The organism is Streptomyces palmae (assembly GCF_004684805.1).
Lineage (GTDB): Bacteria > Actinomycetota > Actinomycetes > Streptomycetales > Streptomycetaceae > Streptomyces > Streptomyces palmae.
In genome coordinates this window covers 1-15,976 of sequence record NZ_SRID01000141.1, presented here as the reverse complement: position 1 = coordinate 15,976, position 15,976 = coordinate 1, and the positions used below count along the sequence as shown (strand labels likewise).

General features: G+C 73.4%; 13 protein-coding genes and 1 pseudogene. 2 read left to right on the top strand and 12 right to left on the bottom strand.

Annotated features, from left to right (window positions below; all coding sequences use genetic code 11):
• Nucleotides 1–93: 93 nt before the first annotated feature.
• Both E4099_RS16440 and E4099_RS16435 read right to left on the bottom strand, forming a co-directional pair.
• A complete protein-coding gene (locus tag E4099_RS16440) occupies nt 94–300 on the bottom strand; it encodes an antitoxin (protein WP_135339816.1) in 207 nt (68 codons plus the stop codon).
• Nucleotides 301–440: 140 nt separating this feature from the next.
• Complete coding sequence (locus tag E4099_RS16435; RefSeq protein WP_135339815.1) at nt 441–782, bottom strand: antibiotic biosynthesis monooxygenase family protein; 342 nt, start codon at nt 780–782, stop codon at nt 441–443.
• A 509-nt stretch (nt 783–1,291) separates the two neighbouring features.
• Between E4099_RS16435 and E4099_RS16430 the strand changes: the two genes are divergently transcribed.
• The gene (locus E4099_RS16430; protein ID WP_135339814.1) at nt 1,292–3,565 is read left to right on the top strand and encodes a bifunctional glycosyltransferase 87/phosphatase PAP2 family protein; all 2,274 of its coding nucleotides are present in this window, start codon (nt 1,292–1,294) and stop codon (nt 3,563–3,565) included.
• 281 nt (nt 3,566–3,846) lie between these two features.
• On the opposite strand, the gene E4099_RS16425 is transcribed toward E4099_RS16430, so the two are convergent.
• The 4 genes from E4099_RS16425 to E4099_RS16410 all read right to left on the bottom strand — a co-directional run bounded on the left by E4099_RS16425 (nt 3,847) and on the right by E4099_RS16410 (nt 7,216).
• Nucleotides 3,847–4,533 (bottom strand): hypothetical protein, encoded by a 687-nt coding sequence (locus tag E4099_RS16425; RefSeq protein WP_135339813.1) that lies wholly within the window; start codon nt 4,531–4,533, stop codon nt 3,847–3,849.
• 29 nt (nt 4,534–4,562) lie between these two features.
• Complete coding sequence (locus tag E4099_RS34210; RefSeq protein ID WP_245244904.1) at nt 4,563–5,129, bottom strand: DUF6114 domain-containing protein; 567 nt, start codon at nt 5,127–5,129, stop codon at nt 4,563–4,565.
• On the bottom strand, nt 5,120–5,704 hold the full coding sequence (locus E4099_RS16415) for a DUF6230 family protein (protein ID WP_386389915.1): 585 nt from the start codon (nt 5,702–5,704) through the stop codon (nt 5,120–5,122). The genes E4099_RS34210 and E4099_RS16415 overlap by 10 nt, the downstream gene beginning before the upstream one ends.
• 279 nt (nt 5,705–5,983) lie before the next feature.
• Complete coding sequence (locus E4099_RS16410) at nt 5,984–7,216, bottom strand: cytochrome P450 (RefSeq protein ID WP_135339811.1); 1,233 nt, start codon at nt 7,214–7,216, stop codon at nt 5,984–5,986.
• A 208-nt stretch (nt 7,217–7,424) separates the two neighbouring features.
• Between E4099_RS16410 and E4099_RS16405 the strand changes: the two genes are divergently transcribed.
• On the top strand, nt 7,425–8,594 hold the full coding sequence (locus E4099_RS16405) for a steroid 3-ketoacyl-CoA thiolase (RefSeq protein WP_135339810.1): 1,170 nt from the start codon (nt 7,425–7,427) through the stop codon (nt 8,592–8,594).
• Between the two features lie 60 nt (nt 8,595–8,654).
• Here the strand turns inward: E4099_RS16405 and E4099_RS16400 are convergent, their stop codons facing one another.
• From E4099_RS16400 to E4099_RS16375, 6 genes and pseudogenes are all read right to left on the bottom strand, one after another.
• Nucleotides 8,655–9,029: an aggregation-promoting factor C-terminal-like domain-containing protein gene (locus E4099_RS16400; protein ID WP_245244902.1), complete on the bottom strand. Its 375-nt coding sequence runs from the start codon at nt 9,027–9,029 to the stop codon at nt 8,655–8,657.
• A 401-nt stretch (nt 9,030–9,430) separates the two neighbouring features.
• Nucleotides 9,431–10,468, bottom strand: a complete 1,038-nt coding sequence (locus E4099_RS16395) for an ECF transporter S component (protein WP_135339808.1) — start codon at nt 10,466–10,468, stop codon at nt 9,431–9,433.
• Complete coding sequence (locus E4099_RS16390; RefSeq protein ID WP_135339807.1) at nt 10,465–12,078, bottom strand: ABC transporter ATP-binding protein; 1,614 nt, start codon at nt 12,076–12,078, stop codon at nt 10,465–10,467. Before E4099_RS16390 ends, E4099_RS16395 begins: the two co-directional genes overlap by 4 nt.
• A 353-nt stretch (nt 12,079–12,431) precedes the next feature.
• Nucleotides 12,432–13,499 (bottom strand): annotated as a pseudogene (locus E4099_RS16385) (CbiQ family ECF transporter T component); the annotation flags it as partial.
• Nucleotides 13,496–14,284, bottom strand: coding sequence for an SCO2322 family protein (locus tag E4099_RS16380; protein ID WP_425348256.1), 789 nt, complete (start codon nt 14,282–14,284; stop codon nt 13,496–13,498). The gene E4099_RS16380 and the pseudogene E4099_RS16385, both read right to left, overlap by 4 nt.
• 8 nt (nt 14,285–14,292) lie before the next feature.
• Nucleotides 14,293–15,564 carry an SCO2321 family membrane protein gene (locus E4099_RS16375; protein WP_135339806.1) on the bottom strand — a complete coding sequence of 424 codons (1,272 nt, stop codon included), beginning with the start codon at nt 15,562–15,564 and terminating at the stop codon, nt 14,293–14,295.
• Nucleotides 15,565–15,976 lie beyond the last annotated feature (412 nt).

The following is a 15,976-nucleotide window of genomic DNA, read 5'->3' as shown; positions in this document are numbered from 1 at the left end:
GTCTTCATGGGGAGGGGGCCGGAAGGGACCGAAGGAGGGCCCGCGTTCAGCAGGCCGGGGTCGGCCGGTGGGAGGCGGAGGCTCGGACGGGGTTCAGGTGGAGCCCTGGTCCCCGCCCGAGCCGAAGGACTTCTTCGCCTGGTCCGCGCCGCGGTCGATCTGGTCGGTGTGCTTTCCACCGGTGCGCCGGTCCGCCTGCCCGGCCGCCGCGTCGACGCCCTTGCCGGCCTGGTCCGGGTGCTGCCGCGCGGCTCCGGTGACCTTGTCCTTGAGGTTCTTCATGCTGTCCTTCAGGCTCATGGGAATCACTCTTCTCGCTTCGGCTGGCCTGTCTCTCACAGGGTTCGCCGGGGCAAGGGCACCGGGCCAATGGGATTAGCCCGTTGGGGTGATATCGGAGCGGTGGCTCGAAGAGGGCCCGGGGACAGCACCGTGGCAGGTCAGGACTGCTTGGGCGCCGCCTGCTGCACCACCTCGAAGGACCACAGGGTGGAGCCGGAGGCGGCGGGCCGCTGCTGACCGCCCTCCTGGCCACCGCCTTCCTGGCCACCGCCCTTGTGCGCCGCCCGCATCGGGCCGTTCAGCCAGGCCTGGAAGTCCTCCTCGCTGCGCCAGCGGGTGTAGACGAGGTACTGGTCGGTGCCCTCGACCGGGCGCAGCAGCTCGAACCACTCGAAACCGTCGGAGTTCTCCACCGCGCCGGCACGTGCGGCGAAGCGCTGCTCCAGCACCTCGCGCTGCTCGGCCGGGACGGTCAGCACATTGATCTTCACGATGCTCATGGGGGCATCCTCCCGTATCGGTCTGGCGTTCAGACGGCCGGTATCGCGGTTCGGGCAGCGCGGTCGGGGCGGGCAGGGCACCATGGAAGCTCCGGTTCCGCATGGTTCTCCGTCCTCACCGAGGCCGTGGTGCGGCCGGGTCCGGGCCACGTTCGTGGGACGGCGCGATATTCGCGAAGGCATCACTCTTGGGGAGTTGTGCCGCTATCGTCCGCATTGCATCTGATCCATGGTGATGAGGCCATCCCAAGATCAAGGGATGATCCAGGCGAAACCCTGGTGAAATGGACCAGGCGCTGTCGACTTCCGTATGGCACTCAGGTGAAGTGGGGATGTTCGGCGTCTGAGGAAGTGGCTCAGTCGGGCCTCATCCGATCGGTTGTTGAGTGAACGAGCGAGTGGGGGAGCTGCGGGGCGTGGCGAACGCGGAGCGGAGCGGACTGGGGAAGACCTCGAGCACGGGGTCGCCATCCGGTGGCGCGGCCGGGCCACGGCCGTCCCGCCTGGGCGTGGCACTGATCGCGCTGTGGGCCGCCGCCGGCGCCCTGGCCGTGCGTCAGGCCGTGGCGGTGCTGCGACAGCCGCCCGACGAGCGGCTCACCGATCTGGAGACCTGGATCGGCGACCAGGGCGTGCTGCATGTCAGCGGTTCGCTCTACCGGGGGGACAGCTTCACCGGCACCCCGTTCTCCGGACTCGTCCTCAAACCGCTGACCCAGGCCGCCGAGCAGAGCCTGGGCATCGGCTGGACCCTCGGCACCCTGCTGCTGGTGGTCGCCGTCGGCCTGGTCGTCGCGCGCGCCCTGCCGCAGCCGACCAGCCGCAACACCAGGCTGCTCGCGGCCCCGCTGGCCATCAGCCTGATGGCGCTCTCCTTACCCGTCCGCACCACCTTCACGCTCGGCCAGCTCAGCATCCTGCCGGTGCTGCTGGTGCTCCTCACCCTGCTGCCCCGCACCTCCGACCGGCAGGCCGGCGTGCTGACCGGTCTGGCCGCCGCGCTGCAGCCCGCGCTGCTGCTGTTCTCGGCCCTGCAGTGGTTGACCGGGCGGCGCCGGGCCACCGCGTTCGGCGCGGGCACCTTCGCCGGGTGCACCGTGCTGGCCTGGGCGGTGATGCCGCATGACTCGGCCACGTACTGGTTCCACCACATCGGCGGCGCCGGGCTGGGCGCGCCCGCCGACAGCGACTCCAACCAGTCCCTGCACGGCCTGCTGCTGCGGATCGGGTTGAGCGGCACCGTCGAGTTGGCCGTCTTGGCCGTGCTGGCGGTCGCGGTCGCCGTGGTCGGCCTGCGGCGGGCGGCGCGCTACGCGCGGGACGGGCAGGTGCTGCTGGCCGCCGCCGTCGCCGGCTGTGTGGCGCTGGCCGTCTCGCCCACCTCCTGGCAGTACCAGCAGCTGTGGATCCTGCTGGCGGTGGTCGGCCGGGTCGGCGGGAAGCGCTCCGACCGGCTGATGTGGCCGGTGATCGTGGTGCTGGTGATGTCGCTGGGACGCACCGCGCTGCTGCCGGACACCCGGTTCTACGACTTCTTCGGGTTCAACGCCCCGCTGCTGGCCGCCCTGGCCGCAGCGGTGCTGATGCCCTTCGTCCCGCGCACCTCGCCGCTGTGGGACCGGCCGATCGCGACACCGTCCGCCGAGCCCGTGCGCGGCCGCTCCCGGTTCGTCCCCCTGCTGCGCTTCTACCGCCGTCCGCTGTCCCGGCCGAACCTGCTGGTGGAGCTGCTGCTCATCCGGGTCTTCTACTTCGGGTACTCCTACGTCCGCGGCAGCGCCCCGGACAATCGCCGACTCGCGGAGGAGCACGGCCGGCAGGTGCTGGACGCCGAGGGCTTCCTGCACATCGACATCGAGTACTGGTTCAACCACTTGGTGGCGGGTGAGCCGTGGTTGCGGGACAGCATGGGGTACTACTACTCCACCTTCCACTTCTTGGTGCCGCTGTCGCTGCTGGGCTGGCTCTACGTCTGCCGTCCGGCGGCCTACCGGTGGGCGAGGACCCCGCTGGCGCTCGCCACCTGCCTGGCGCTGGTCGGCTTCTGGCTGTATCCGCTCGCCCCGCCGCGCCTGATGCCCGATCTGGGCTACATCGACACCGCGCACGGCACCCAGGACCTGAGCAACCCGGACTTCGGCGAGTTGACCAAGCTGGCCAACCAGTACGCGGCCATGCCCTCGCTGCATGTGGGCTGGTCGCTGTGGTGCGGGGTGGTCATCGCCATGGTGGCGCCCAGGGTGTGGATGAAGGTGCTCGGGATGACGTACCCGCTGATGACCACCGCGGTCATCGTGGGCACCGCCAACCACTACCTCCTGGACGCGGTGGGTGGCGCGGCCGTCGTGACCATCGGCTTCGCTCTCCAGTACGTGATCACCGGCACCCGGGGGGTGCCGCGCGCCCGGAACGACCTGGCCCTGCGGGACGTGGGCGGGACCGCGCTCGCGGTGGTCCGGGCGCTACCCGATCCATCCCTGGTCAGGGATGCCCTCGCGGCCCGGACCGCGTCGCCTCCGAAGGCGTTCGGGAAGCCGGAGTCGAGGGCGGGGACGACCGGGAAGGCGGAGGGGCCGCGAGAGCCGCGGCACGCGCCGGAGGCGGAGGGGCCGCGGCAGCCGCGGGCGACGGAGGCCGTGGGGAGCGTGCGGCGGGCGGAAGGACGGCGGGAGCCGGAGGAGCCGCGGGAGCCCGGGGAGGCGGGGGAACCGGAGCGGGCCGTGGCGGCGCCCGTGGCCGCGGAGTCCGCCGGGGCCGGGGAGTGCGAGGCCGCCCGGGAGTGAGCGCCGAGCCGGCCCGAGCAAGCGCCGAACCGGGCCACGCTGGAGCCGAGCCGGGCCGGAGCACGCACCCAGCCGGGCAGAGCACGCACCCAACTGGACTGAGCAGGCATCAAGCTGGGCCGGAGCGAGTCACGGCCGGGCCCCGCACGCACCGAGCCGGGGCGGGCCAGGTGGCCCGCCCCGGTGGGGATCGCCGCTCCTCCATGGTCTGGCAGGCGCCGACCCACCGCTACCGGGAGACGGGCTCCCGGGGGCACTGCGGCGGCGGGCCGGCCGGAGGGTCAGGGTCCGACGGTGATCTGCTGGGCCGGGTCCGTGACGTCGGTGACGTCATAGGCCATGGTGACCGTCGCGGTGGTGGAGCTGGTCGGGCAGCCGAAGCCGCCGACCACCTTCACCGGCACGCTGGCGCCGCTGATCGAGAGCTTGGACGGCGCGCCGTTGGTCCAGGTGCCGGCGATGGCCGCGGGGGCGGTCGGCGCCGAGGTCACCGTGCAGGTGGCCAGCCCGCTGGTCTGCAGCACGAAGCCGCCGGTGGGCATGGTCAGGCTGGCGGTGATCGGGCTGCCGTTCTGTACGGAGACGCCCCAGCCGGGGCTGGTGGTGATCGCGGCGGACACACCCGGCAGGCTCACCGTGCAGTTGCTGAAGGTGGGCGCGGCGAGCGGGCCGCCGACCGGTCCGGCCGGGTTGTTGTTGTTCGGGGCCGCGGGCACCTGGTTGTCGGTGCCGGTCCCGGTGGGCTGGCTGACGGAGGTGGAGCAGGTGACCGTGACGCTCCCGGTCTTGAAGGTGGCCTTGCCGTTCAGGTTCGCCTTGAAGTAGTGGCCGGCCGGGGTGACCGTGGTCGACCCGGCAGTGGTGCCGGTGCTGGACGCGCTCGCCGTGCCGGTCAGGCTCAGAGCGGCGACGGTGGCGAGCCCAGCGCCCGCGGCGAGCAGGGCGTGGCTGCGCAGGTTCCGGTACATCGTGCGGCTCCTTCGTGGGGTGAGGATCTTCAGTTGTGCGGTTGGGGGGTGGGTTCGGGGTCGGCCGCGCCCTCGGCCGTCTCGGGGTCGGCCGCGGTCCCGGTCGTCGTGGGGGACGCCGAGCCGTCGGCGGCCTCGGCGGACGCCGCGCCTCCGGTCTTCTCCAGGAGGACGCGAGTCCCGTCCGTCCCGGGGCCGGCCGCGCTCTCGCCCGGGTCCGCGTCGGCCGCGGCCTCGGTCTGGGGGGAGTCCGCCGCCGGCAGCGGTTGCCAGCCGAAGATCAGGCTGCCGCCGATGACGCCGATGATGGTGCCGACGAAGAATCCGCCCAGGTTGGAAAGGACCAGCGAGGCGGCGGAGACCATCACGGTCAGTACGCCCGCCAGGCCGCGGTAGTGGGGTGCGAACCAGGCACTGAGCCCCAGGACGATCAGGACCAGTCCGAGGAGTACCGACACCATGCCGGTGACGCCCTGGAGGATCATGACCTTGAGCGGGGCCAGGGGTATGGAACTGATCTCCGCACCGGCGAGCACGGTGGCCAGGCCGCCCCAGAAGGGGCGGCCGCGGCGCCACCGGCGCCAGCTCAGAAGCATTCCTGCTTACCCTTGCTGATCTTCATGCTCAGGCCGTTGAGCCTGAAGGTGCCCGCGGTGGTCGCCCAGGCGGTGGTGCGGAGGTTCTTGATGGAGACGTCGTCGGCCTGCTGGGAGAACAGGTCCTGCATCCCCTGGGCGCCGTCCGGACCCTTGTCCAGGGTGGAGGCGTCCCGGCCGATCTCGATGTTGTTGAAGGACGCGTCACCGGAGATCTGGGTGGCGTCCATGAAGAGGTCGGTGGCCTCGACCGACTTGCCGCCGCCGCCGGCCGAGAGCTTCAGCGAGATGTCGCCGATGATCGGGAGGTGGGTGACCACCGACTGGCACAGGTTGTCCAGCTTGGCCTTGCGGATGCCGGTGACCGCGACCGGGATCAGGTCGTCGCGGGCGTTGGTGTCCACGCTGCCGTACTGCGCGAAGCCGTCACCGGTGAGCTGGTCGGCGGAGACCTTGAACTGCTGACCCGACACGGCGAACGACGCGGCCAGCGCGCCGTTGGCCAGGGCCACGGCCAGGGCGGCCGTCGCGGTGAAGCCGGGAACGCACAGCACGGCGAATCTCCGCCACCTCACCCGGCCGGTGATATGTCTGCCTTGTTCGTCCTTCACGGTGGTAAGTCCCCTCTGGGTATGGCGAAGTGCCCTGGTGGCTTGCATGGGGGGAAGGTGCGTGGTGCGAAATGGGCACGGTTCGGCGGGTCTCGCACAAGAAATGAGTCGAGCATGTCAAGGCCGCCTCGACCTACTTGAGAGTAAGCACGCCAGTAGGCACTGGCAAGGTACTGGAAGGGATACATTTCGGTCACCGCGCGGACGCCGGGCCGCTGGTTTGACCTGTCAACTCCCTTGGTATCAGGAGTAGTTGACTCGCAGTTCCTTGATGCCGTTCAGCCAGGCGGACCGCAGCCGCCGCGGCTCGCCGGCCGGCCGGATGCCGGGCACGGTGTCCGCCAGGGCCTCGAAGATCAGCCGGATCTCCAGCTCGGCCAGGCTCTTGCCCAGGCAGAAGTGCGGGCCGCCGCCACCGAATCCCAGGTGGGGATTGGGACTCCGGGTGATGTCGAAGGCCTCCGGCGCCGTGAAGACCTCCGGGTCGTTGTTGGCCGAGGAGTAGAACAGCCCCACCCGCTGCCCCTGCCGGATGGGTTGCCCGCCCAACTCGGTGTCCCGGGTGGCGGTGCGCTGGAAGGAGACCACCGGGGTGGCCCAGCGCACGATCTCCTCCGCCGCGCCGGCCGGCCGCTCGCGGACGAACAGCTCCCACTGCTCGGGGTGGGTGAGGAAGGCGTGCATGCCGTGGCTGATGGCGTTGCGGGTGGTCTCGTTGCCCGCCACCGCCAGCAGCAGCACGAAGAAGCCGAACTCGTCGGCGCCCAGGTTGCCCTGGTCCTCGGCGGCGACCAGTTGGCTGACGATGTCCTTCGCCGGGCACGCCTTGCGCTCGCCGGCCAGGTTCATGGCGTACGAGATGAGCTCCACCGCCGACTGGGTGCCGGTCTCCGCGGTGACGGCCAGCTCCGGATCGTCATAGGCGATCATCTTGTTGGACCAGTCGAAGATCTTGGCTCGATCTCGCTGGGGAACGCCGATCAGCTCGGCGATGGCCTGGAGCGGGAGTTCGCAGGCGATGTCGGTGACGAAGTCCCCGCTGCCGGACTCCAGGGCGGCGGCGGCGATCCGCTCGGCCCGCTCGCGCAGCGCGTCCTCCAGTGTCCGGATCGCGCGCGGGGTGAAGCCGCGCTGCACGATCTGGCGCACCCGGGTGTGCTCGGGCGGGTCCATGTTGAGCATCATCAGCTTCTGCACGTCGATCTGGTCGCGGTCGATGTGCTCGTTGAACCGGATGATCGCGGTGTTCAGGTTCGAGGAGAAGAGCTCCGGGCGGGTGGAGGCCTCCTTGACGTCGGCGTGCCGGGTCACCACCCAGTAGCCGTCGTCGTCGAAGCCGGCCGCGCCGTGCGGCTGCGCGTTCCACCACACCGGCGCGGTGCGCCGCAGCTCGGCGAACTCCGGGAGCGGCACCCGCTGCCGGTACAGATCGGGGTCGGTGAAGTCGAAACCTTCGGGCAGCGCGGGGCAGGGCATGGCCACTCCGTCCTGACAGGGCATCAGAAACGCGGCAGAAGGTAGTAACACGTTCCAGAAGTAGCAAGGGGCGTGGCGCCATCCGTTGCGGTTACCGGGAGTACGCGCCCCTGCACGCCCCTTGCGCCACGCTGGAGTACCTCCGCAGACTGCATGCGGAACTAGAACGCGTACCAGTTCTTGCCGCGGGCGCGAGGAGAGGACGTTCATGGCCGCCGAACCCGTCATCGTCGAAGCCGTACGCACCCCCATCGGCAAGCGCCACGGCGCGCTGGCCAACCTGCACCCCGCCTACCTGCTCGGCGAGACCTACCGGGAACTCCTCGGCCGCACCGCCCTCAAGCCCGACTGCGTGGAGCAGATCGTCGGCGGCACCGTCACCCACGCCGGTGAGCAGTCCATGAACCCGGCCCGCAACGCCTGGCTGGCCGTGGGCCTGCCGTACGAGACCGCCGCCACCACCGTGGACTGCCAGTGCGGCTCCTCCCAGCAGGCCAACCACATGGTGGCCAACATGGTCGCCGCCGGCGTCATCGACGTGGGCATCGCCTGCGGGGTGGAGGCCATGTCCCGGGTGCCGCTCGGCAGCGGCTCCAAGCACGGCCCCGGCCGCCCCTGGCCGGACGAGTGGAACGTGGACCTGCCCAACCAGTTCGAGGCCGCCGAGCGGATCGCCCGCCGCCGGGGCCTGACCCGGGAGCGGATCGACGCCCTCGGGCTGATCTCCCAGGAGCGGGCCGCCCGGGCCTGGGCCGAGGAGCGCTTCAAGCGCGAGACCTTCGCCGTCCAGGTGCCCACCACCGAGGAGGAGCAGCGGGCCGGGCAGGGCATGTGGCGGCTGGTCGACCGGGACGAGGGGCTGCGCGACACCAGCATGGACGCGCTCGCCGCCCTCAAGCCGGTACTGCCGACCGCGCTGCACACGGCCGGCACCGCCTCCCAGATCTCGGACGGCGCCTGCGCCGTGCTCTGGACGTCCAAGCGGATGGCCCGCGCCCTCAGACTCCGGGCGCGGGCCAGGATCGTCGCCCAGGCGCTGGTCGGCTCCGACCCGCACTACCACCTGGACGGCCCGATCGACGCCACCCAGGCGGTGCTCGGCAAGGCCGGGATGACGCTCCGGGACATCGATCTGGTCGAGATCAACGAGGCGTTCGCCTCCGTGGTGCTCTCCTGGGCCCAGTTCTTCGAACAGGACCTGGAGAAGGTCAACGTGAACGGCGGGGCCATCGCCCTCGGACACCCGGTCGGCGCCACCGGCGCCCGGCTGATCACCAGCGCCCTGCACGAACTCGAGCGCACCGACAAGGAGTTCGCCCTCATCACGATGTGCGCGGGCGGGGCGCTGGCCACCGCGACGATCATCCAGCGGCTGTGACCGGGAGCGCCCCGCCGCACCGACACGGTGCCCTGGGCGCCCGGCGCGGGCGGACCCGCGTCAGTACCAGCCCTTGGCGCGCCAGAACGACCAGGCGCCGCACGCGCCCCCGTAGCGCTCCTTCACATAGTCCAGGCCCCAGCTGATCTGGGTGGCCGCGTTGGTCCGCCAGTCCGATCCGTGCGAGGCCATCTTCGACCCCGGTACCGCCTGCATCAGCCCGTAGGCGCCGCTGAGAGCGTTGGTGGCGGTCACCTTCCAGTCGCTCTCCCGCCGCACCAGGTTGTTGAAGCACCGGAACTGCGCCGCGTCCGGGATCATCCTCCGGGCGACCTCCCGGGCCTCGTCGCGGGTGGCCGTCACCGCGGCCTGGGCGGTGGGCGCGGAGCCCAGGGTGAGCGCGCCGAGCGCCAGGACGGCTCCGGCGGTTCCCATGACGCCACCGCGGAGGGAGTTCTGACAGGACATGGACCGGTTGGTCAGCGAACGGGACACGGAGGAACCCTTTCGTCGGGAACAGGACCGCCGCCGGACCGTCGGGGCTCCGGCGGGCTCCCTCACTCTTGACGCCCCGCCAGCCGCCCGCAACGCGCCCACGTACTACCGCCGATAGGAGAAGCCGCGGCCGACCGCGGCGCACCCCGGGTCTCCAAGGTGCGGCAACGCCCACCCCGTCCGGCTACGAAGCGCGGTCGTACCCGCCCGCGGACGACACGCGGGGCTTCACACGTACGAGTCGTCGGACAGCTCCGCTCAGCGCATGTCCCCCGCGGGGAGGCGCGGCGGACGGCGCGGACCGCCCCCGGCCGGCGCGGGGGCGCCCGGACGACACCCCGTCAGGGCCTGAAGGAGACCGGTGCGTCGAACGCGGCCCGGCGGGTGGCTCGGCGCAGCGCCCGCAGCACGCTGCCGCCGAGAGTGAGCGTCAGCACCACCGTGACCGCCGCGCGCGGCAGGTCCCAGCCCAAGGAGGTGGCCAGGCAGTACGCCGCGAACCGGGTCAGATTCTCCGACAGCGGATCGCCGGGTACGAAGGACACGCTGGCCGCCATCCCACCCAGGTACGGCCAGCCCTGCAGATTCATCACGGTGCCGTACAGCACCGAGGCGACCGCCCCGTACCCGGCCAGCAGCACCAGCTCGGCACGCCCGCGCAGCCGCCGCGCCCCGGGCAGCAGCCCCGCGCCCATCGCGACCCAGCCCATCGACAGCATCTGGAAGGGCATCCACGGCCCCACCCCGCCGGTCAGCAGGGCGGAGGCGAACATGGCCACCGAGCCCAGCACGAAACCGAAGCCGGGGCCCAGCACCCGGCCGGAGAGCACCATCAGGAAGAACATCGGCTCGATGCCGGCGGTGCCCGCGCCCAGCGGACGCAGTGCCGCACCGGCGGCGGCCAGCACCCCCAGCATCGCCACCGACTTGGCGTCCAGCCCCCGGGTGCGATCCCTTCCACGGGCGCCGCCACGGGAGTTGTCCGCCTCGGCGGAGCCGGCCGCGTTGTCAGAGATCGTGGCCACCGCCACCGCGAGCAGCAGCGGCAGCAGCGCGGCGAACAGCCAGGGCGCGTCGCCGGAGTGCGCCAGGCCCGAGGAGGGCGCGGCCAGCAGCGGCCAGCCGAAGGCGGCCACCCCGATGACCGACACCAGCACCAGCGCGATGGCCGAGCGCCCGCCCAAGCGCACCGCGCGCACCCGGCCCTGCCCCCCGGTGTCCCGGGAGCGCGGTGTCCGCGCCCGGGGGCGCGCGGAGGCGTTCTCGTCGCCGGCGGGTTGTGTGCCGGCGTGGGTGTGCGCCGGGCGGGAGTGGGCGGTGCCCGCGTGGGTGTGCGCCGGGCGGGTCTGCTCCGTCCCCTGGGCGTCGGGGTCGCTCATCCGGTCTCCTCCAGCGCCCGGCGTACCTGCGGCACCGTCAGCCAGGGCAGCGGCGCCAGCACCTTGGACACCTGCGGGGCGAAGGCGGGGGAGGAGACCACCACCTCGGCGGTCGGTCCGTCCGCCACCACCTCGCCGTCCGCCAGGATCACCACCCGGTCCGCCAGTTCGGCGGCCAGCTCCACGTCGTGGGTGGCCAGCACGATGCCGTGGCCGTCCGCCGCCAGCCCGCGCAGCACCTCGGCCAGCCGGGCCTTGGCCGCGTAGTCCAGACCGCGGGTCGGCTCGTCGAGCAGCAGCAGCGGCGGCCGGGCGGTGAGGATCACCGCCAGCGCCAGCACCAGCCGTTGGCCCTCCGAGAGGTCCCGCGGATGCGTGTCCTCGGACACCGCGGGCAGCAGCCGGCGCACCAGCTCCCGGCAGCTGCCCGGGGCCGCCCCCGCGTCCTGGTCGGCGGCGGCGCACTCGGCCGCCACGGTGTCCGCGTACAGCAGGTCCCGCGGCTCCTGCGGCACCAGGCCCACATGCCGCAGCAGGGTGGCGGGCGGGGTGCGGTGCGGGACCGCGCCGTCGACCAGCACCGTGCCCGAGGACGGCTGGTGCAGGCCCACGAAGGCGCTGAGCAGGGTGGACTTGCCGGCCCCATTGCGGCCCATCAGCGCCACCGTCTCGCCCGGCCGTACCGCCAGGTCCACCGAGTGCAGCACCTCGGTGCCGTCCCGCCGCACCGTCAGCCCCGCCGCCCGGCCCAGCGGCTCCGCGTCCCCGGGCGCCGGGCGGGCGTGCGGCACCCGTCCGGCCAGCCGGTCGCGCAGCGGCCCGGCCTTGCGGCGCGCGTCCCGCACCGACAGCGGCGGCGGCGACCAGCCGGCCAGCCTGCCCAGCGCCACCACCGGCGGGTGCACCGGGGAGTGGGCCATCAGCTCGGCCGGCTCGCCCACCACCGCGGGCTCGCCCGGCCCGGGCAGCAGGACCACGGTGTCCGCGTACTGCACCACCCGCTCCAGGCGGTGTTCGGCCATCAGCACCGTGGTGCCCAGGTCGTGCACCAGCCGCTGGAGCACCGCCAGCACCTCCTCGGCCGCCGCCGGGTCCAGCGCGGAGGTCGGCTCGTCCAGCACCAGCACCCGCGGCTGGGTGGTGAGCACCGAGCCGATCGCGACCCGCTGCCGCTGGCCGCCGGAGAGCGCGGTGATCGGCCGGTCCCGCAGATCGGCCAGGCCCAGCAGGTCCAGGGTCTCCTCGACCCGGCGGCGCATGGTGTCCTGGGGAAGTCCCAGCGACTCCATGCCGTACGCCAGCTCGTCCTCCACGGTGTCGGTGACGAAATGGGCCAGCGGATCCTGCCCCACCGTGCCCACCACGTCGGCCAGCTCGCGCGGCCGGTGGGTACGGGTGTCGCGGCCCGCGACCGTCACCCGGCCGTGCAGGGTGCCGCCGGTGAAGTGCGGCACCAGCCCGCTGACCGCTCCCAGCAAGGTGGACTTGCCCACCCCGGACGGGCCGACCAGCAGACACAGCTCGCCCTCCGGAACGGTCAGGTCCACTCCACTGAGCGCGGGCCCTGGGGCGTCGGCGTAGGTGACCGACACCTGCTCGAAACGGATCACTGGGCGGACTCCCTGGACTCCTCGGACTCCTTGGACAACGGAACACCGTCGGCGTGCGGGGCGCGCGGTGTGCGTGACGCAAGCGGTTCGTGTGACTCGTGCGGTTGGCTTCGCGGATTCGGTGCGGCCTGCGGATCCTGCGAGTGGCGCGGACTCCGTGCGGGCTGCGGGTTCGGCGATGCCTGCGGACCTTGCGAGGTTCGCCGGTCCGGTGGGCCCTGCGTGCCCGGACCTTCCGAGGGGCTGAGCGGGCGTGCCTCCCGGGGCGCCCGCGGTCCCTGTGACGCCCACGGCTCACGCGCCCGACTCGGGTCGCGTGGCGTTCGCGCTTCCTTCCCCTCCCGTGGCGCCAGGGGCGGCGCGGGGGTGACGAACACCGGCAGCAGCCCCAGGAGCACCGAGGCCGCCGGCCACAGCGGCAGTTCCGGCGCGGTGAGCGGTACCGCCGGCGGATGCAGGGCCTGCGGCGCGTACTCCCCGGCCCAGATCATCAGTCCGGCCACCGCGGCGCCCGAACCCGACACCAGCCAGGCCCGCACCCCCCAGCGGTCCGGCCGGTAGCGGCTGCGTACCGAGCGGCGGCGGCCCAGGAACAGCCCGCCCAACGCGGCGGCCAGCCCGAGCAGCAGCACCGGCAGCCCGAACCCGGCTCCCTCCGCGGCCAGCAGCCCGTAGCTGCCGGCGCACACCCCGAGCAGACCGCCCAGGGTGAGCACGCTGGTGGTGAGCCGCACCGCGCGCGGGACCCGGGCGGTACGCCCGTACCCCCGGGCGTCCATCGCCGCCGCCAGTGCCACCGAACGCTCCAACGCGCCCTCCAGGACCGGCAACCCGACCTGAAGCAGCGCCCGCACGCCTCGATCCGGCCGGCCGCGCAGCCGCCGTGCCGCCCGCAGCCGCTGCACATCGGCGACCAGATGGGGCGCGAAGGTCATGGCGACCACCACCGCCACCCCCGCCTCGTAGAGCGCGCCGGGCAGCGACTTGAGCAGCCGGGCCGGACTGGCCAGGGCGTTCGCCGCGCCCACGCAGATCAGCAGGGTCGCCAGCTTCAGCCCGTCGTAGAGCGCGAACACCAGTCCCTCGGCGGTGACCGCACCCCCGATGCGCACCCCTCGCGCCCACTCGGGCAGCGGCACCTCGGGCAGTGTGAACAGCACCCGGGTCCCGGGGATCGGCGAGCCGAGGAAGACCGCGAACACCAGCCGGATCCCCAGCACCACCAGCCCCAACTTGAGGAAGGCACCGTACGAGCGGGCCCACGGCGCCTGGGTGCGGCGCGCCGCCACCACATAGCCGGCGACCGCGATCAGCAGTCCGAGCAGCAGCGGATTGGTGGTCCGTGAGGCGGCGGCGGCCAGCCCGAGGGCCCACAGCCACCAGGCCCCGGCATGCAGTGCGCCCCGGCGTGCGGTGCTCATGTGCGGCGCCGGCGGGCCTGCCAGATGGCGGCGCCGCCCAGCGCGAGGACGGTGGTCGCACCCGCGAGCAGACCGGCCGAGGGGCCCGAGTCGCCGCCGTCGTCCGCGGCGGCCGAGCCCTTGCCGCGGGCGTGCCCCCGGTCGCCGTCGGCCACCGCCTCGGCGCAGCCCGAGGCCGGGTAGCCGGCGATCGCGCAGAGCACGGCGGCCGAGTCGTAGCGCAGCGGCTTGGCCACCGCCGCCAGTGCGTCGGCCGCCGAGGCGGAGCCGCGCACCTGGGCGCAGACGGTACGGATCGGGGGCGGGGTGCCTCCGTCGGCCGCGTCCGCCGCGGTGCCGAAGTCGATGACCACGGCCACCCGCTTGCTGCCCTCGCGCGCGGGGGTGTGCGCGCAGATCGTGGCGAAGTCGGAGGTGCCGCGCGGGCGCACCGCGTTGCGCGAGTCCTCGCTGACCGCGTACCGGAAGCCGACGGTGTCGCCGTCCCCGGGGCGCGCCGTCGCCGGGCCCTGCGTGGCGTAGCTCCACTTGCCGCCGTCCTGCTGCCAGAACGACCAGTAGCGGTAGCCGGCCGCGTGCGCCGGGGTGGCGACGCACATCCCCAGCACGGCCGCGAGCAGCGCGGCAGCGGCCAGGACGGCGCGGCGCGCGGCGGACCGGCGGCGGGGGAGGCGCGGGGCGGCCCCGGTGCCGCCCGGTACGGGGTCACCGCGGTGCGGCGCGGAGCCCGGACGGTGCGGCGCGGACCGGGCACCGCTCGGCGGGAAAGCCTGCGATATCTCCATCGGGGCCGCTACTTCTTCTTGCGCCCGCTGAGCAGGAAGCCGATGCCGATGCCCGCGACCGCGCCCACCGCGACGACCCACCAGACGCTGACGCCGCCGCCGTTGTCGTCGTCCTTCTCCTTGTTCTTCTCCGTGGCGTCCGCGGAGGGGGCGGAGGCGGCCGGGCCGGTGGCGTTCAGCTCGCGTACCAGGTCCGTACCGGCGAAGTCACGCGGGTCGCCGCCGGCCGCACGGGTCGCCAGGACCAGCTTGGCCAGTGCCGCGGGCTGGCCCTTGGCCCAGGCCACCGCGCCGGCGTCCTTGCCCATCAACCAGTGCAGCGGCTTTGCGGCGGCCTCCCGGTGCCCGCCCGCGGCGAGCGCCAGCACGGCGTCGATGGTGCCGCCGACGTCCGGTTGGCCCTTCTGGCCCGGCAGTACCGACTTCAGGTGCTGGCCGTTCGCGGCCAGGGTGGCCGAGAGGTAGGCGGCCGCGGAGTCCGCGGCGCCGGCCCGGTCGGGGGATGCCTTGTCGTCGCCCTTCGAGCCGGCGCAGGACGGCGCCTCGATGGCCACGTCCTTGTCCGCGGGCCGGACCGCGAAGCCGTGGCCGGTGGCGGCGAGCGTGGCGGCGGAGCTGGCCAGCGCGTCGGGGTGGAGGGCGTCGTCCTTCTCGGGCAGGTAGGCGAAGGCCCCGCGCTCGTCCTTCTTGGCGTCGCAGCCCAGCTGGAGCGCGAACAGGGCGTCGTACGGGCTCTTGCCGCCCGAGGTGGTGGCCTTGGCGGGGTCCTGCTCGGTGGCGGCGAAGGCGCCGATGGCCGCCGCGGTGGAGTTGGCGTCACTCGGGCTGCCCGGGTTGAGGCCCCAGCCGCCGTCCTTGTTCTGGTGCTGCTTGAGCCAGTCGACGCCCTTGTCCACCACCGCGCCCCGGCCGCCGGCCGCCGCCAGCGCCTGCACGGCCGCCGCGGTGGCGTCGGTGAACTCGCCCTTCTTGGGGTCGCACGGTGTCTTGGCGTCGGCCCGGTAGGCGGTGAAGCCGCCGTCCGCGCACTGCTGGCCGGCCAGCCAGTCCACCGCGGCCGCCGGCGAGTCGAGCCCCACCGAGTGCTGGGCCAGGATGGTCAGCGACTGCCGCCACACCCCGTCGTACTGCGGGTCCTTGTCGCCGTACAGGGCCTTCGGCAGAGAGGGGCCCCCGGCGGGCTTGGGGGAGGGCGAGCCGTCGGCGAACGCGGCGGGTGCGCCGGCGGTGCCCAGGACGACGGAGACGGCCAGGGCCGCGGCGGTGCGGCGTGCGTTCATGGGGCGGTGCCTCTCGGTGGGGCCGGCGGGTGCCGGTGGACGTCACTGCGGTGGGTGGTGCGGTTGCGCAGCCGCGCGCGGCCGACCACCCGCGCGCCAGACGTACGGGCGACGCGGAGGCATACCGGCTCGGCTCCGCAAACCTCGGCGGTGCCTCGCCCCCGGCCGCGCCGCGCGAGCGACCCGGCCGGTGACGGGAGCCTTGTCACGTCCGCCTGGGTGCTCCGGCTCGTACGGTCCCAGCCCACGGGGGTGGGCCGTACTCACGGTTGCGGGTCAGCGCCGGATTCGCACCGGCTTCTCCCGATCGGACGCGGATGAAGTTATGCACCGACACTTTAACCGGCGCCCTCGGCGGGGGCGCTGCGGCATGGCGCGGGCACGGCATCACCGGGGGCGCGGGGGGCACTGC

Bases quoted from the DNA above. Each gene is read 5' to 3' on its own strand.
- E4099_RS16435 (WP_135339815.1), bottom strand. From the start codon at position 782: ATGAGCATCGTGAAGATCAATGTGCTGACCGTCCCGGCCGAGCAGCGC.
- E4099_RS16395 (WP_135339808.1), bottom strand. From the start codon at position 10,468: ATGAGCGACCCCGACGCCCAGGGGACGGAGCAGACCCGCCCGGCGCAC.
- E4099_RS16380 (WP_425348256.1), bottom strand. From the start codon at position 14,284: ATGGAGATATCGCAGGCTTTCCCGCCGAGCGGTGCCCGGTCCGCGCCG.
- E4099_RS16400 (WP_245244902.1), bottom strand. From the start codon at position 9,029: ATGGGAACCGCCGGAGCCGTCCTGGCGCTCGGCGCGCTCACCCTGGGC.
- E4099_RS16405 (WP_135339810.1), top strand. From the start codon at position 7,425: ATGGCCGCCGAACCCGTCATCGTCGAAGCCGTACGCACCCCCATCGGC.
- E4099_RS16375 (WP_135339806.1), bottom strand. From the start codon at position 15,564: ATGAACGCACGCCGCACCGCCGCGGCCCTGGCCGTCTCCGTCGTCCTG.
- E4099_RS16410 (WP_135339811.1), bottom strand. From the start codon at position 7,216: ATGCCCTGCCCCGCGCTGCCCGAAGGTTTCGACTTCACCGACCCCGAT.
- E4099_RS34210 (WP_245244904.1), bottom strand. From the start codon at position 5,129: ATGCTTCTGAGCTGGCGCCGGTGGCGCCGCGGCCGCCCCTTCTGGGGC.
- E4099_RS16425 (WP_135339813.1), bottom strand. From the start codon at position 4,533: ATGTACCGGAACCTGCGCAGCCACGCCCTGCTCGCCGCGGGCGCTGGG.
- E4099_RS16440 (WP_135339816.1), bottom strand. From the start codon at position 300: ATGAGCCTGAAGGACAGCATGAAGAACCTCAAGGACAAGGTCACCGGA.